Source organism: Cobetia sp. QF-1, from assembly GCF_002213105.1.
In the GTDB taxonomy this organism is placed as follows: Bacteria; Pseudomonadota; Gammaproteobacteria; order Pseudomonadales; family Halomonadaceae; genus Cobetia; species Cobetia crustatorum.
On the sequence record NZ_NBVS01000006.1, the window covers coordinates 15213 to 31489 of the forward strand.

The 16277-nt window shown below is 58.1% G+C and carries 16 protein-coding genes; 5 read left to right on the forward strand and 11 right to left on the reverse strand.

What is annotated here, in order from left to right:
• Window positions 1–63: 63 nt before the first annotated feature.
• The gene (locus CFN46_RS12060) at window positions 64–1446 is read right to left on the reverse strand and encodes an L-serine ammonia-lyase (RefSeq protein ID WP_088743669.1); all 1383 of its coding nucleotides are present in this window, start codon (window positions 1444–1446) and stop codon (window positions 64–66) included.
• A gap of 219 nt (window positions 1447–1665) precedes the next feature.
• Here CFN46_RS12060 and CFN46_RS12065 point away from each other — a divergent pair, with 219 nt between their 5' ends.
• From CFN46_RS12065 to CFN46_RS12075, 3 genes are all read left to right on the forward strand, one after another.
• Window positions 1666–2637, forward strand: a complete 972-nt coding sequence (locus tag CFN46_RS12065; RefSeq protein WP_088743670.1) for a LysR substrate-binding domain-containing protein — start codon at window positions 1666–1668, stop codon at window positions 2635–2637.
• Window positions 2638–2823: 186 nt separating this feature from the next.
• Window positions 2824–3558, forward strand: a complete 735-nt coding sequence (locus tag CFN46_RS12070) for a hypothetical protein (RefSeq protein WP_254918485.1) — start codon at window positions 2824–2826, stop codon at window positions 3556–3558.
• A 270-nt stretch (window positions 3559–3828) separates the two neighbouring features.
• Entirely contained in the window at window positions 3829–4155 is a 327-nt protein-coding gene (locus CFN46_RS12075; protein ID WP_024951430.1) for a hypothetical protein, read from the forward strand.
• Between the two features lie 164 nt (window positions 4156–4319).
• Here CFN46_RS12075 and rpoD read toward each other — a convergent pair whose 3' ends face one another.
• From rpoD to rpsU, 3 genes are all read right to left on the reverse strand, one after another.
• A complete protein-coding gene (gene rpoD, locus CFN46_RS12080) occupies window positions 4320–6158 on the reverse strand; it encodes an RNA polymerase sigma factor RpoD (RefSeq protein ID WP_024951431.1) in 1839 nt (612 codons plus the stop codon).
• Window positions 6159–6446: 288 nt separating this feature from the next.
• Window positions 6447–8525 carry a DNA primase gene (gene dnaG, locus CFN46_RS12085; protein WP_024951432.1) on the reverse strand — a complete coding sequence of 693 codons (2079 nt, stop codon included), beginning with the start codon at window positions 8523–8525 and terminating at the stop codon, window positions 6447–6449.
• A gap of 232 nt (window positions 8526–8757) precedes the next feature.
• A complete protein-coding gene (gene rpsU, locus CFN46_RS12090; RefSeq protein WP_024951433.1) occupies window positions 8758–8973 on the reverse strand; it encodes a 30S ribosomal protein S21 in 216 nt (71 codons plus the stop codon).
• A gap of 483 nt (window positions 8974–9456) precedes the next feature.
• Here rpsU and tsaD point away from each other — a divergent pair, with 483 nt between their 5' ends.
• Complete coding sequence (gene tsaD, locus CFN46_RS12095) at window positions 9457–10497, forward strand: tRNA (adenosine(37)-N6)-threonylcarbamoyltransferase complex transferase subunit TsaD (protein WP_024951434.1); 1041 nt, start codon at window positions 9457–9459, stop codon at window positions 10495–10497.
• A 129-nt stretch (window positions 10498–10626) separates the two neighbouring features.
• Here tsaD and folK read toward each other — a convergent pair whose 3' ends face one another.
• Window positions 10627–11166, reverse strand: coding sequence for a 2-amino-4-hydroxy-6-hydroxymethyldihydropteridine diphosphokinase (folK, locus tag CFN46_RS12100; protein ID WP_024951435.1), 540 nt, complete (start codon window positions 11164–11166; stop codon window positions 10627–10629).
• A complete protein-coding gene (folB, locus tag CFN46_RS12105; protein ID WP_088743671.1) occupies window positions 11163–11540 on the reverse strand; it encodes a dihydroneopterin aldolase in 378 nt (125 codons plus the stop codon). The genes folK and folB overlap by 4 nt, the downstream gene beginning before the upstream one ends.
• A gap of 161 nt (window positions 11541–11701) precedes the next feature.
• Here folB and plsY point away from each other — a divergent pair, with 161 nt between their 5' ends.
• Window positions 11702–12322 (forward strand): glycerol-3-phosphate 1-O-acyltransferase PlsY, encoded by a 621-nt coding sequence (gene plsY, locus CFN46_RS12110; protein ID WP_084487984.1) that lies wholly within the window; start codon window positions 11702–11704, stop codon window positions 12320–12322.
• An 11-nt stretch (window positions 12323–12333) separates the two neighbouring features.
• On the opposite strand, the gene CFN46_RS12115 is transcribed toward plsY, so the two are convergent.
• The 5 genes from CFN46_RS12115 to rsmA all read right to left on the reverse strand — a co-directional run bounded on the left by CFN46_RS12115 (window position 12334) and on the right by rsmA (window position 16227).
• Entirely contained in the window at window positions 12334–13578 is a 1245-nt protein-coding gene (locus CFN46_RS12115) for a polynucleotide adenylyltransferase (RefSeq protein ID WP_088743672.1), read from the reverse strand.
• Between the two features lie 54 nt (window positions 13579–13632).
• The gene (gene glpE, locus CFN46_RS12120; RefSeq protein WP_024951439.1) at window positions 13633–13959 is read right to left on the reverse strand and encodes a thiosulfate sulfurtransferase GlpE; all 327 of its coding nucleotides are present in this window, start codon (window positions 13957–13959) and stop codon (window positions 13633–13635) included.
• Window positions 13960–14048: 89 nt separating this feature from the next.
• Window positions 14049–14885: a symmetrical bis(5'-nucleosyl)-tetraphosphatase gene (locus CFN46_RS12125; RefSeq protein ID WP_024951440.1), complete on the reverse strand. Its 837-nt coding sequence runs from the start codon at window positions 14883–14885 to the stop codon at window positions 14049–14051.
• A 68-nt stretch (window positions 14886–14953) separates the two neighbouring features.
• Complete coding sequence (apaG, locus tag CFN46_RS12130) at window positions 14954–15334, reverse strand: Co2+/Mg2+ efflux protein ApaG (RefSeq protein ID WP_088743673.1); 381 nt, start codon at window positions 15332–15334, stop codon at window positions 14954–14956.
• The gene (gene rsmA / locus CFN46_RS12135) at window positions 15331–16227 is read right to left on the reverse strand and encodes a 16S rRNA (adenine(1518)-N(6)/adenine(1519)-N(6))-dimethyltransferase RsmA (RefSeq protein ID WP_024951442.1); all 897 of its coding nucleotides are present in this window, start codon (window positions 16225–16227) and stop codon (window positions 15331–15333) included. Before rsmA ends, apaG begins: the two co-directional genes overlap by 4 nt.
• Window positions 16228–16277 lie beyond the last annotated feature (50 nt).

The window sequence follows — 16277 nt, forward strand, 5'->3', positions numbered from 1 at the left end:
GAGGGTGGCAAGCCTCCGGGGGATGAAATCGAAATAAAAGCGTCTAGCGCTTACCGAATGCCCTCAACACTCGATGGCATTGACGGCGAGGCCTCCCTTGGAGGTCTCCTTGTATTTGTCCTGCATGTCGCGCCCCGTGTCCCGCATGGTGCGAATGGCCTTGTCCAGCGAGACGAAGTGATCACCGTCACCACACATCGACATTTGCGCGGCATTGATCGCCTTGACTGAGGCGATGGCATTACGCTCGATACACGGAATCTGCACCAGTCCGCCGATGGGGTCACACGTCAGGCCGAGGTTATGCTCAAGACCGATTTCAGCGGCATTCTCGACCTGCTCGGGCGTAGCGCCCATCAGCTCGGCCAGCCCAGCCGCCGCCATGGCGCAAGCCGAACCAACCTCGCCCTGACAGCCAACCTCAGCGCCGGAGATGGAGGCGTTCTTCTTGCACAGGATGCCAACGGACGCCGCCGCAAGCAGGAAGTCGACCACATCCTCTTCGCGGGCATCTTCCTGGAATTTCATATAATAACTGAGCACCGCCGGGATGATGCCAGCGGCACCATTGGTCGGGGCTGTGACCATACGACCACCCGCGGCATTCTCTTCATTGACCGCAAGCGCAAACAGGTTGACCCAGTCCATTGCCGAGAACGTCGAGGAAATGATCGACTTACTAGTCTCAACATCAAGCAATCGCGCATGCAGACGCTTGGCGCGTCGCTTGACGTTGAGACCGCCGGGCAAGATTCCATCATGGGTCAGGCCATTGTCGATGCACTCGTTCATCACTTCCCAGATACGCCACAAGCCACGGCGTATCTGCGTTTCACTACGCAGCGAACATTCGTTGGCCATCATCAGCTCACTGATACGCATCTTGTGCATACGACACAGTGCCAGCAGCTCATTGGCCGTATTGAATTCATACGGCAGACGAATGCTTTCATCTTCCAGCAGCGGGTCACGTGCGGCCGCCACTTCATCAACGACAAAGCCACCGCCAACCGAGTAGTAGACATTGCGATACAGCTCATCGCGATGGCCATGAGCGATCAATCGCATGGCGTTCGGATGATAGGGGAGCGGCGCATCGTTCCACTGCATGTCACGCACCCAGACGAAGGGCACCGCGATGCGGTTGTCGAGCATCAGGGTCTGAGATTCCAGTAACTCCTCAACGCAAGGATCGATGATGGCTGGATCAATCGTCTCCGGCAGCTCGCCCATCAGGCCAAGAATGATCGCCTTGTCGGTATTGTGGCCAACACCGGTCGCGGACAGCGAGCCATGCAACTGCACCTCGATGCGAGCGACACGTGGGAGTAGATCACGCGCCCTCAGCGTCTCGACAAATTCCGCCGCCGCACGCATCGGTCCGACAGTATGCGAACTGGAGGGACCGACACCGACCTTGAAGAGATCAAATACGCTGATGGACATGACAACACCTCGTCTCGAAAGCTCGCCGCGTCTCAGCGCCTGCGAGTGGATGAGGTAATGATGATGGAGATGAGCCTAAAGCGACAAACCATAAAAATTGGCCATGGGTTTAGTTTGACTAAACCATCTGCGATAAAAGCGGCGTAGACTATGCGCTTAGCGTCATCTACCTTCAGTCACACTCGACTTTAGTATTTTCAGACAGATTGAGACTCTCTCATGCTCACCCCTCCTGGCACTCCTTCTGGCCCCACGACATCCAATCCTCGCCATCTGAATGGCCAGACGCATTCCTGGTTGCAGGTATTCGCCTGTGCTGCTCGCCATGCCTCTTTCACGCGGGCCGCAGAAGAACTTCACGTCACCACTGGCGCCGTCAGCCAGCAGATAAAACAGCTCGAAGAACGCCTCGGTTTCAAACTCTTCCTGCGTCGTTCACGCGGACTGGAGCTGACGGGAGAAGGGGCGCGTCTGGCACGTGTCGTTGAGCAATCCTATGGCGCAGTGGGCCTTGAGGTGAAGCGATTGCGTAGTGGTCTGATGAGCGGCGTGCTTCGTCTACGCTCAGTACCGTCCTTCTTGTCCAAGTGGCTGGCGCCGCGCTTGCCACGCCTGCAGGCACGCTTTCCCGACATTGAGCTGCACGTACGTGCCGAGGACAGTGATTCACCATTACGGGAGGGGGATTTCGAGCTAGCAGTCGACCTGAATGATGGCCATTACCCCGGCATGCAAGTCACAGAGCTGATGGAAGAGGAAATCTTCCCTGTCTGCCACCCCGGCCTGATGCGTGGTCGCCCGCCATTGCGCAACGCAGCGGACCTCGCCTGGTATCCACTCCTGCATGATGTGACTGCCTGGCGTGGCAGCCATGATCACGCCGAATGGGAGTTCTATCTGGCCAGCATCGGTGCGCCGGGAGTCAACGTGCAGCGTGGCTATACCTTCAATCGCAACCATCTGTCGATGGAAGCCGCCATTGCAGGAATGGGTGTCGCCATGGCACGCCGCACTCTCATCACGAGCGAGTTGACGAGTGGCACGCTGATCGCTCCCTTTGCTGAACGAGTCTTGACCGGCAAGCGCTACGTCATCGTGCATCCTCATGGCACGCTGGATGACGGGCGAATTCAGGCGGTGCATGACTGGATTGTCGAAGAAGCCGAACGCGATCGATTGCGACAGTCCTGATAACCAAGGAAATGCTGAAGACACCTGCTGATACTGTCCGACATTAGCAATGCGGGCAGCGGTGCTCTGATGGCACCTCACAGTTTTCTTAAGATAATATTAACTCAGCTCATTGGCGGCGTTATAATAAGCAGGCAAACCATACTATTACCTGACAGGCAGTCTTCCGACTGTCCGGAGCGCCTCTTGTCTCGCCTGACATCGCACCCCAACAGCCATAACTCTGTTCCGCTACCCATCAGTGCCGAGCAGCCACTCTATGGCCGCCAGCCGACCTCTCTTTTCATCCAGGCCTGCTTGCGCCTCGCGATCTATGCGCCGCTTGTCGCGGCGATGATGGCGCTGGTCATGCATGATGCACATCACTTCGGTGATGTCGGCTTCGGTGAATCCAGCTGGACCGAGCATATGCAAAGCACGCTGCTCGCCCTGAGCGCTGCTGCCATGTGGGCAGTCCATTCACGCCTGCCTGACCTGCGTACCGTCAGCCTGCTGCTGTTCGGTCTGTTTGCTGCATCGCTGATTCGCGAACAAGATGCCCTGCTCGATGAAAGAATCGGTGACGGCAGCTGGCAGATTCTGGTGAGCCTTGTCGCGATACCGGTGCTGATCAGCGTCTGGCGCAATAGAGCACGCTTCGTGGCGGAATTCGAACATTTCGGTCGCAGCTTTGCCTTCGGCCTGTTCGGCGCCGGATTTCTGGCGACCTATGTGTTCTCGCGTCTCTATGGCCGCACGGAGTTCTGGGAAACCCTGATGGGAAGCGCCTACCTTCGCTCGGTAAAGAATGCTGCTGAGGAAGTCACCGAGCTGTTTGGCTACACCTTGATGGCAGTCGCAGCCATCGAAATCATTCTGTTGGCGATCCGCATGGGCCGCCAACGTCGCGCCAAACTGCGTGAACTAGGAGCGCTGCGCTAGGATCTAGCTAGACACAATGTCTGATCACACCTCCCAGATACTCCACAAAAAAACCGCTGCCCTTAGGGCAGCGGTTTTTTTGTGGCTATCACCATGACTGACACCGAGACTCGCACCTCTATGCGCTTGAAATATCATGATTTGGCTGGACTTCAAATGAGAATGATTATATTTTACTAAGAAGTGGATACAATTCAACTATCACCACTGATCGCCGATAGACGAAACAAGACGCCGACCGTGTCATGCCCTCATTCTCAGGAGCCTCTCATGCGCTGGTTCAAAAGCTACCGCTTGCACGGTCACAGTCTCGCCCCTCACCTCCCTCAGCACAGTCTGGTCATCAGCATGCGCTGGCTCAATCATTGGCGACTGCCGCTAGGCTCCACCGTCGTCGTGGAGCACCCGCAACTGGGGCAGTTGGTCAAACGCCTGCATCGCATCGATGAAAATGGACGCTTATGGCTTCGCGGCGAGCATCCTGACGGATTGAGCAGCGAACAGATGGGGCCGGTGTCTCGTCACTGTATCAAGGGCAGAGTCATCTTCAGCGTAGCGGCCACTCCTGCACGTCATTCACTCCGCCATGGCGCGTAATAAGCATGGCTAATTCTTACCCCCGCTGAATGCCAGTCACGTCGACTTCTCTCCTCAGCAGTTAGCCTGGCCAAATACGACAACGCCCGCCTCTCCATCAGGAGGGCGGGCGTTGTCTATAGCACACTGGCGTTCACACGACGCAGAATAACCGCTTCATGTAATCACTCTTCCATGAAGGAACGCAGTGACTCGGAGCGCGAGGGATGACGCAGCTTGCGCAGCGCTTTCGCCTCGATCTGACGGATACGCTCACGGGTGACATCGAACTGCTTGCCGACTTCCTCGAGCGTATGGTCGGTATTCATGTCAATACCGAAACGCATGCGCAGCACCTTGGCTTCACGTGCGGTCAGGCCAGACAGAATGCCACGAGTCGCTTCGATCAAGCCTTCGCCGGTGGCAGAGTCGATCGGAGACACCATGGTGCCGTCCTCGATAAAGTCACCCAGGTGCGAATCGTCATCATCACCAATGGGCGTCTCCATGGAGATCGGCTCCTTGGCAATCTTGAGCACACGACGCACCTTGTCTTCCGGCATTTCAAGACGCTCGCCGAGCTCTTCTGGCGTCGGCTCGCGCCCCATCTCCTGCAGCATCTGACGCGAAACACGATTGAGCTTGTTGATTGTCTCAATCATGTGCACCGGAATACGAATGGTGCGCGCCTGATCCGCGATGGAGCGAGTGATCGCCTGACGAATCCACCAAGTTGCATAGGTGGAGAACTTGTAACCGCGACGATACTCGAACTTGTCGACTGCCTTCATCAAACCAATGTTGCCTTCCTGAATCAAATCCAGGAACTGCAGGCCACGATTGGTGTACTTCTTGGCAATGGAGATAACCAGGCGCAGGTTGGCTTCGACCATTTCTTTCTTGGCACGGCGTGCCTTGGCCTCACCAATCGACAGACGACGGTTCACTTCCTTGAGACTACTGACCGGCAGCTGGACCATGTCCTGCTCGAAGGCGATCTTGCGCTGAGCGCGAAGCACATCGGCACGGAACGGCTCAAGCTTGTCGGAATACTTCTTGCTTCCGCCGATGAAGCCATCGAACCAGCCCATATCAGACTCGTTACCCGGGAAGGCTTTGATGAAGCTCTTGCGGGGCACCTTGCCGCGCTTGACGAAGATCTGCAGGATGACTTTTTCCTGCTGACGCACCTGCTCGACAGAGACGCGAATCTGACCTACCAAGCGCTCAAAGTGCTTAGGCACCAGCTTGATTGGCGAGAACAACTCGGCCAGACGATCCTGCTCGGCCAACGCCTCGGGAGAACGAAGACCGTATGTCTCGAGAGCTGCCTTGGTCCGTTCGTTCTGCTCACGAATCTGCTCAAAGCGGACGCGCGCAAGCTCCGGATCAGGGCCACCTTCAGACGCAGTATCATCTTCGTCTTCTTCGTCGCCTTCGGTTTCTTCGCCTTCAGGAGTCTCTTCGACTTCTTCGACTTCAACTTCAGCAACACCAGGCACGCCTTCATCAGGATCGATGAAGCCGGAGAAAAGGTCAGACAGACGCCCGCCATCTTCTCCGAGTGTACCGTCGTAGGCTTCCAGGATAGAGTCGACGGCTCCTGGCAAGAATGCCAGTGCCGACATCACCTCACGCGTGCCCTCTTCGATCCGTTTGGCAATTTTAATCTCGCCTTCACGGGTCAGAAGCTCCACGGTACCCATTTCGCGCATGTACATGCGCACAGGATCGGTGGTGCGGCCCACGTCGCTTTCTACCGCAGCGAGAGCGGCAACGGCCTCTTCGGCGGCAGACTCGTCGGTGGAGGAGTCAGACATCATCAAGGTATCGGCATCAGGCGCTACTTCAGAAACCTTGATCCCCATATCATTGATCATGCTGATGATATCTTCTACCTGTTCGGGATCAGCGATATCCTCAGGTAGGTGATCGTTGACCTCGGCATAGGTCAGGTAACCCTGTTCCTTGCCGCGCGCGATCAACTCCTTGAGACGCGACTGCTGCTGCGCATTACCAGCCATAGAACCCCTATCTCGACGAAGAAGAATGAAGCACCTGGACGCGACGCGGCTCAGCGAGTAAGCATGGCGCCGGTATAGGAACGAAGGGAGCATCAAGCGCACCAGTATAGCGTGCCATCAGGAGATGCTGCCAGCGGCGTATTTGCCGGGTCATCCAGGTGTGTTAGCGTAATTGGTTACGTTGCGGCAGTCCGCATCGGGAACTACCTCTTTAAATAGTGTGTGTAGTGGCGTCTTTCAAGGTCAGTTAACGCTTTTTCATCCGCTAAATCCTCGAGCCACTACACATTAGCGCCGCGTTGCCAACTGCATCAGCAGTGCCATCAGCCGCTGCTTCTCTTCTGCAGTTAACTTCTCGCCACACTTTTCCTTGGTCAACAGTGCCTGATACTCCGCTTCCGGCGTGCTGCGTGCTCGCTGATGCTGGCAGTGCTCCACCAGACCTTTGAGCTCCGCACTGCGTACTTCGCGTGGAATCAGCAACTCATGCGCTGCCAATTGCTCCAGACGCGGTCCCTGCGCCGTACCAAGAAAGTGCGCCAACAGCACTTGAGGCGAACGATACTGTCCTGCCTTGAGCAAGCGAATCACCTCGCCCAGCAGTTGAGCATCTTCACTGTCGAGCGATTCACCCGCCCCTTCAATCCAATCATCAGACTCTGGAAGCTCAGCGGCCAACAGCGGTTCATGCACCAACATATGCAACAAGCGTGTCAGCATACTGACTGAGGTACGCTTGCTGGTTGCTTTAGACGCAGTGCGTCGTGCCTGCTGGCCTTGCGCCGCTCCGAATTGTGCAATCCCGTCCTGTGGAGTCCCACCTTGCGGCTCACTACTCGGGTCTTGATGCCAGTCATCAGGCTGCCAACCGCCAGATTCGCCATCACCGAAACCGGCATCCGCCATTTCATCCAGCGACGACCAGTCTTCTACTGCCTCGGCTAGCGTGCCACCTTCCAGTGGGTTGCCTGTCGAAGCGACGCTGGCTGACTGCCGTAACTGTTGATGCTGCTGCAGACGTGCCTGCTGAGCTTCCCGTACGGCGGCGCGCTCCACGAGCATGGCATCCAGACGCTCACGCTCAAGACCACTACGGCGCTCAAGCTCCTTGAGCAGCAACGAACGCAACACGCCTTCTGGTACGCGGGAAATCCATTCCAATGCCTGGGTAACAAAGCGTTCCAGCTGCTCCATGCGCTTCAGGTCGCGACCTTCTGCCGCCTGCTCGAAGAGGAACTCGGATAGCCCCGAGGCACAGGTCACGCGTTTCTCGAACGCCTCCTGCCCCTCCTGGCGCACCAATGAATCTGGATCTTCGCCATCAGGCAGAAACAGGAAACGCGCCTGCCGACCATCGATCATGACGTCCAGCACCGTCTCCAGCGCACGCCGTGCTGCTTGGCGCCCGGCCTTGTCACCATCGAAGCAGAACACCACCTCATCCACCAAACGATAGAGGCGCTTCAAGTGGTCTTCGCTGGTGGCAGTGCCTAGCGTCGCGCAGGCATTGCGAATGCCATACTGCGCCAGCGCTACCACGTCCATATAGCCTTCGACGATCAGCATGCGCTCAAGCTTGCGATTCGCCTCACGCGCTTCATAGAGGCCGTAGAGCTCGCGCCCCTTATGAAACACCGGTGTCTCGGGCGAGTTCAGGTACTTGGGCTTGGCATCGCCCATCACACGACCGCCAAAAGCGATGGTCCGCCCCTTCCAATCCCGAATCGGGAACATCACGCGATCACGGAAGCGATCGTAGCGCCGCCCGCTTTCCTCATGATGGATCAGCAGGCCATATTCGATCTGTACATCCTCGCTGACCCCTAACTTGGTCAGGTGATGCTTGAGGTGCTCCCATCCTTCCGGGGCAAAGCCGATGCCGAAATCACGCATGACCTCACGCGACAGCCCGCGGCCTTCAAGATAATCACGAGCGGGCTGCGCCAGCGGCTCAGTAAGGCGCTGGCGATAGAAGTCGGCTGCCGATTCAAGCAGGTTGACGCCTTCTTCTCGAGCCTGCTCGCGGCGCTGACGCTCACGGCGTTCATGAGGGCTTTGACTCCCTCCTTCACGCGGCACTTCCAACGCCAACCGTGAAGCCAGCTGCTCGACAGCATCAGGGAAAGGCAGACGGTCAAACTCCATCAGAAACTTGAGTGCACTGCCGCTCGCGCCACATCCAAAGCAATGATAGAACTGCTTGTCAGGGATGACATTGAACGACGGTGAATTTTCCTGATGGAAAGGGCACAGGCCAACATAGCTTTTGCCGGCCTTTTTCAGCTGGACGCGCTCACCCACCACCTCGACCACATCGGTACGGGCTAGCAGATCATCGATGAAGCCTTGCGGGATGAGACCAGCCATGGTTCGCCAGAAGTCGTGGAAAAACGGACTGACCGCAAGATAGCACCTGGTCGACATAACACAATCGACGCTACCTTCGGGTCAGGCCATTCCTCGAGAAAACGACGTGTGCAGAAGCGCAAGCACACGGCTCGAGAATAAACGGACCGCTAGAGACAAAAACAAGCGGCCACCGTGAGGCAGCCGCTTGGTGTCCTTCCAGAGAGCAACTATCACTCCCCAAAAGTACGGATCAGTAGAGACGCTCGAAACGCTTGCGCTCACGCTGAACCTTCTTGGCGTGGCGCTTTACAGCGGCCGCCTGCTGACGCTTGCGAACAGCTGTCGGCTTCTCGTAGTGCTCACGACGACGCACTTCGGATAGAACACCGGCTTTTTCGCAGGAGCGCTTGAAACGGCGCAGGGCGACGTCGAACGGCTCGTTGTCACGTACTTTAACTGAAGGCATTAAACACTCACCTACCTTGAGATCATGAGTTCGGTTTGAACGCACATCCGCTGCAGCCACTCCCCAGGAGCTACCTTCAAGCAACGGTAAACCGCCACCTGCAGGCTAATCCGGCATCAATCATTCACCTGCAACACCACCGGTGAGGGTAGCCATTACGGGCAGATTTCATGAATTAGGGAGCTTTTGCGGGGTGGTCGGATGTACGACCCAGTCTTGCAGAGTGCCATATTCTAGACATCTGGCACTGTCTTTGCAAACTCAGCCTGAGCAATCCTGTCTTCACAGACCGCACATGGCCGTTTCCCGGGATGCTCTTTTCTACTGCCACGAGCACTAGACCAAGACTGCCTCACGCGACACTCGGCCCTGCAGTCAGTAGAATGGCGATCATCCACGACGCAACTGACGTGCAGGCATTTGCATTACTGCATGCCCCAGAATGTGTCGTCCTCTTATTCTGATATTTTCTGAGAGTCAGCCATGCGCGTGCTCGGCATCGAGACTTCCTGCGACGAGACCGGCGTCGCCCTTTATGACACCGATGAGGGCCTGCTTGCGGACGCCCTCTACAGCCAGATTGCCATGCATGCCGAGTTCGGTGGCGTGGTACCGGAACTGGCCTCCCGCGATCACACTCGCAAGCTGCTGCCATTGATCCAGCAGGTCATGGATGACGCCAACGTGACGGCCAGCGACATCGATGCCATCACCTATACGGCAGGCCCGGGACTGGTCGGTGCGCTGATGGTCGGCGCCTCTACCGCGCATGGCCTCGCACGCGCATGGCGCGTGCCTGTACTCGGTGTACATCACATGGAAGGCCATCTGTTGGCACCCATGCTGGAAGATGATGCACCGGAATTCCCCTTCGTCGCATTGCTGGTGTCTGGCGGACACACGCAGCTGGTCGCCGTGCGCGGATTGGGCGAATACGAGTTGCTGGGCGAGTCCGTTGATGACGCTGCCGGCGAAGCCTTCGACAAGGCCGCCAAGATGCTGGAGCTGCCCTACCCTGGTGGCCCGCAGATCGCCAAACTGGCCGAGGAAGGTGACCCGAAGCGCTATCGCTTCCCACGCCCAATGACCGACCGACCGGGCCTCGACTTCAGCTTCTCTGGTCTCAAGACGCATACCATGGTTACGCTCAAGAAGGCCAAGGCCAGCGGCGAAATGGATGAGCAGCATCGTGCCGATATCGCGCGCGCCTTCGAGGAAGCCGTCGTCGATACGTTAGTGATCAAATGCCGCCGTGCACTGGATAAAACCGGCCTCAAGCGTCTGGTCGTGGCCGGTGGCGTCAGTGCCAACACTCGGCTGCGTGAACGCTTGAGCCTTGAGCTCACCAAGCGCAATGCGCGCGCTTACTATCCACGTGGCTGCTTCTGCACCGATAACGGCGCCATGATTGCTTATGTCGGCGCTCAACGCCTGAATGCTGGCGAACAGGACACCGGCCCGATGCGCGCCGTACCGCGCTGGCCTCTCGATAGCCTCGTCCCCCCAAAATCATCAGGCATTTGACCCCTCGCCAGATACCGTAAAACACACAGAAAAATGCCCTGCCGGATCTCGGCAGGGCATTTTTCTGTGTGTGTGATCAACAGGGCTATCGATAGAGACTGCCATCAGCCTCTTCCCCACACTGCCCATCTAGGCTGTAGCACTGGCCTGAGAGATTCTGCGGCAACGCCAACTGAAATCGACGGTCCACAAGCGCTGCTGCGCTGCATGCCCTTCGGCCATGAAATCATGCCATAAACTGGCGTAATCACGACCACTGAGCGGATGCCGCTCGTCACCGAACGCCTCAGCCAACGGCAATAGCACGAATGCATTACAGTCCACTTCATCGCGCGGCAGCATCACGCCATCGACCTCACCCGTCAGTGAGCCGACAGTGAGCAGATCAATATCCAGCGTGCGCGGACTGAACTTGGGGCTACCCTTGAGCCGACCGTTGGCAAACTCCAATTGCTTGCACCACGCCTGCAATTCACCCACTTCCCAGTCGCAGTCAAATCCCGCCACCAAATTGTAGAAGTTGCGTCCATCGATGAAGCCAACCGGCTCACTCTCATAGACCGACGACAGCGTCAGCGTACCGAAAGTCTCTTCGAGCGCATCCAGACAGAGACTGACGTGGTGATCACGCTCGATATTACTACCGATGGACATCAGCACCAGACTCATGCGAGCTGGCCCATTGCCGGTGCCAACGTGCCACGTTCAATGCGCACGCCCACCGCCGCCGCTTCAGGCACGGCGCCCGGTTTGCGCAGCGTCATGCGCAGCCAGGGGATACTGAATTCTGTACGTAACAATGCCGCCAGCCGCTCAGCAAAGGTCTCTACCAGCTCGAAGCGACTCTCATCAGCATACGCCTGTATACGTGCACTGATGGCGGCGTAGTCCAATGTATGCGCCAGGTCATCCCCCGCTGCCGCTGCGCGAATATCAGTGGCCATCTCCAGATCAATTACCAGACGCTGGCGAATGGTACGCTCCCAGTCATAGACTCCAATGACGGTCTCTACGGCCAGAGCCTCGATCAGCACACGATCCACGGCGTTACCTCTATGCTTGTCGGATGTACAAATAAAAACGACGCCCAGGGCCCCGCCATCATGCGAGAGATTCTACTGCACCCTGCCCCCGCTTGGCCAAGCTGCCCTCGACCTCCTGCATGCCCTAAAGCGTCATGCAGAACATCACGACGAGGTGACACATGCTGAATGCCTTGATCCATTGGGGGACAGAGCTTACGAGCTGGCAGCAGCTGAGCCTGCTGCTGGCCGCCGCCTATGCTTGTGGCTCAATCCTCGGCGCCGTGTGGTTATGTCAGATATTGCGCCTGTCAGACCCACGCCTTGCGGGATCATTCAACCCGGGGTTCTCCAACGTACTCAGGCTGCACGGCACTCTTCCTGCCATGTTGGTGCTGGCCTTCGATGCCGCCAAGGGCATGCCGGCATTGTGGCTCGCGCTTCAGTTGTCACTGCCACCCTGGGCACTGGGATTGGTCGGACTGGCCGTGCTGGTGGGACATAGTCTGCCGCTGTGGCATCGCGGTCATCGTGGCGGCAAGGCCGTCGCTGCCGCGTTTGGCGTTCTGCTGATACTGGCGCCCGGTGTAGCACTGAGCTGTGCAGCATTATGGATAGGACTGGCGTGGCGACTGCGCACGGCAGCCATCGCCTCTTTGGTGGCAGGCCTGGCCGCACCGCTGTTCAGCCTATGGCTTGCGCCTGAGATGAGCGGCGTGATCCTGGTCTTTTCCAGTCTAATCGTGATCCGGCATGCCCTCAACTTGCGCCGCCTGAGCGACGGCAGCGAGCCGCGCCTGTAAGCCCGACAGCATCAGTGGCCGTGACCACAGCCACACTGTGGCGCATGGACCTCCGGCATGAGATGCCACTCACTCAGTGCCGTATCGATGGCCTGCTCACGCTGCTCGCTCAGCGCGCGGCCGATCTCAGCGCCCTTGAGCCCTTGTGCCACCAGCGATTGCGGAGACACCGCAGTGGCCGCCTTCCAGACCGCATTGCCGAGGCGCGCGAGCCCTGTGTCATCAACCGCCAGCAGCGCGACCAGCACCTGCTGACGCTCGCCACGTCGCCACGCATCGACGCCATCCAGCCATGCCTTGAGATCTGTCGCGGTCACTCCTCCCTTACGCTGCGCAGCCTCGCGCAACTCACGACACAGGCGTGCCTGTTGCGCGGCGTCACGTACAGCACTGGGCAAGCGTAGGTCTTGCGCCAGCACTTCAATCTCATCGCGATCCAGATGCTCCACCAACCGGGCCATACGCCAGCAAACCATCTCGGCCTCGTCTGCCAACTGACGCGGCAAATGATCCAGTTTAACCAGGGCCTGTCGCAACATTTCTGCATCACGTGCCAACGCCGGCATCAGCACCGCCAGTGCCCCCAGCTCATCCAACAGCTGGAAATACGCTTCAGGGCTAGCTTCGCCAAGCGCTTTCTCGGTTTCCTTCCAGACACGCTCAGCCACCAGGTGTGAGACTTCACCACTCTCGACCATGCTCACCATCAACCGACGCGTCTCATCAGCCACGGTAAACCCCAGGCCTTGATAACGCGCCAGGAAACGCGCGACACGCAAAACGCGTAGCGGGTCCTCACTGAAAGCAGCAGAGACATGACGCAACACCCGTGCTTCGAGATCAGCGAGACCTCCATAAGGATCAACCAGCTCACCCTGCCCAGGCTGACTATCCAGCGGCTCCGCCATCGCATTGATGGTCAGGTCGCGGCGAATCAGGTCTTCTTCCAGCGTCACTTCGGGGCTGGCATGCACACTGAAGCCGACATAGCCGTGCCCCGACTTACGCTCGGTGCGCGCCAATGCATACTCTTCCTGTGTCTTCGGATGCAGAAAGACGGGAAAGTCACGCCCCACGGGACGGAAGCCACGCGACTGCATGTCTTCAACCGTCGCGCCAACCACGACGAAATCGCATTCATGCCACGGCCAGCCAAGGCGGGCGTCGCGCACGGCGCCGCCAACTCGATAGACCTCAAGACCGGTCAACAGACGGTCCGACGACGTGGTGAGCCGATGAGTGGCTATACGGGTCATGCTGCTCTCCTTTTCGCGTGACGAATGATGGCGGGACGGGATGAAGAAAAATGCCTAGCTACCGCTCTCGACGTCATCGCCATGCGTTAGCTGATACTGGGTAAAACCGCCATCGAGGGAGTAGACGTTCTCGAAGCCCTGACCTGCCAACCAAGCAGCAGCCTGCTGACTTGAGTGGCCGTGATAGCAGACCACGACTAGTGGCCGGTCTCGAGGCGTGTCTTCGAAAATAGCGCCTGCGCTAGCATTATCCAGATGACGACTACCCGGGATACGTCCCTGAGTGAAGCTCAGCGGATCGCGAATATCGAGCAAGGCGAGCGGCTGGTCACGTTCACGCCAGTCGCTAAGGGTAGCAAGATCGAGATGTTCGAAACTCATGCGAACTCCGGTAACAAAAGAGGGGATGGGGAGAGGTGCGAGAAGGAGATGAGGGGCAACTTGAATACGAAGAAGATACGGCTAACGAATCAGGCATTAACGGCAGGTTCAAAGACGCGCTCGCCCGTCTCAAGATTCAGGGCCGTTAGCCCTCCGCCCCACACGCACCCGGTATCGAGCGCTTCGGCGTCCTGCCGCGCAGCCGGCGTCTTTCCCTCCAGCGCAGCCCAGTGCCCGAACAGCAGGCGCGGGGAGTCATCCCAAGCACCTTCCGGGCGCGGATATTGGAACCAGGGACGATAACCTTCGGGCGCCGAACCGAGGCCCTCCTTGGCCGCGAAGTCCATCCGACCATCCTGGTCAATGAAACGCATACGCGTGAAGACATTGACGATGCAGCGCAGGCGATCCATCCCGCTGAGATCTTCCTGCCAAAGGTCCGGCGTATTGCCGTACATATCGCCCAGAAAATCACGATAATGATCACCACTCAATACCGTCTCGGCCTCACGAGCAAAGGCGACAGACTGATCCAGCGTCCAGCTCGGCAACACGCCGGCATGGCTCATCACCGTGCGACGAGCCCCAATCATGGCTGTCACCATCAGTGGCTGACGGCGCAGCCAGTCGAGCAACTCATCGCGGTCTGGCGCGTCAAGAATGGGCATGAGCGTATCGGAGCGTTTGAGGCGGCCATAGCCTTCTGCCACGGCGAGCAGATGCAGATCATGATTACCCAGCACCACTCGAACGCTATCGCCGAGCGCTTTCACATGACGCAAGCACTCGAGCGAGCCTGGCCCACGATTGACCAAATCCCCCGCAAGCCACAACTCATCGCATTCCGGCTTGAAATCAAGCCGCTCCAGCAGCCGCACGAATTCTTCATGACAGCCCTGCAAATCGCCAATGGCCCACTGTGTCATGCCTGCTCCCTGACCGTCATGACGGCCTGACTCTGGTGAATGCTTGCGCGAAATCGTGTAATGACGACCTAGTGGACCTGATGCGGACCAGCAAGACGAAATGGCGCAATGGCTATGTCGAAGGTGCGTGTATGCGTCGCGTCGCAGAAGGTATAAGCCCCCTGCATCACGCCCACTGGCATATCGAGTACGGCATGTGAGGTGTAGCTGAAACTCTCACCGGGCGCGATCAGCGGCTGCTTGCCGATAACCCCCTTACCGCGCACTTCCTGCTCATTGCCGCTGCCTTGGGTGATCTTCCAATAGCGAGCCAGCAACTGCACCGTCTCGCTCGTGCCGTTATGCACTGTGATGGTATAGCGGAACACAAAGCGATTTTCTTCCGGGCGGCTATCGTCGGCACAGTACTCCGGCACTGTATCCACGCGAATAGCCGTCACGTCGCTCATGCGTCGCTGCCGTCGTCATCGGCAACAGTCTCGCCATGACCGACATTACTGCGCGGACGCTTCTTCGGCGCAGAATCCGTCTTGGCGACTGTCATACCCTGATCGCTCAAGTGATTGCTGATCATGACCAGCTCCGCTACCGACAGGGTCTGCGGGCGACGCGAGGGGTCAATACCCAGCGCCGTGAGCTGATCCGCATCAATACGGCCCTTGAAGTTGTTGCGTAGCGTCTTGCGACGCTGGGAGAACGCTTCACGCACGATAACGGCCAGCAGCTTCTCGTCAGTCGCCGGATGCGGCAATGTCAGATGTGGCACCAGACGGACGATGGCGGACTCAACCTTGGGTGCCGGAAAGAAGGCCGTCGGCGGTACGAGGAAGAGATTTTCTACCGCGCAGTAGTACTGGGTCATGACCGACAGACGGCCCCAATCAGTGCCACCGGGTTCAGCAGCCAGACGCTCGACCACTTCCTTTTGCAGCATGAAGTGCATGTCGGCGATGGCGCCGCGCGCTTCGAGCAGGTGGAAGATCAACGGCGTAGAGATGTTGTACGGAAGGTTGCCGACGACGCGCAGGGCAGGGCCATCACCCACCAAGTCGTGGAAATCGAAGCGCAGGGCATCGCCTTCGTGAATCACGAAATCCGGATAGTTGAAGAACTGCACACGTAGACCCGGGATCAGATCACGATCCAGCTCGATCACTTCAAGCTTGCCGGCGGCCTCCAGCAGCGGGCCTGTCAGTGCGCCCTGCCCCGGACCGATCTCGACCAGACGCTCACCTTCGTCCGGACGAATGGCATTCACGATGCGAGAGATGACACCGAGGTCCTGCAGGAAATTCTGACCAAAGCGCTTGCGTGCGCGGTGCGCCGGGAAATGTTGGGACATGGGACTGACTTTCCTCCGGGGAATCCTTGAAGATTCCCGACAACAAGACA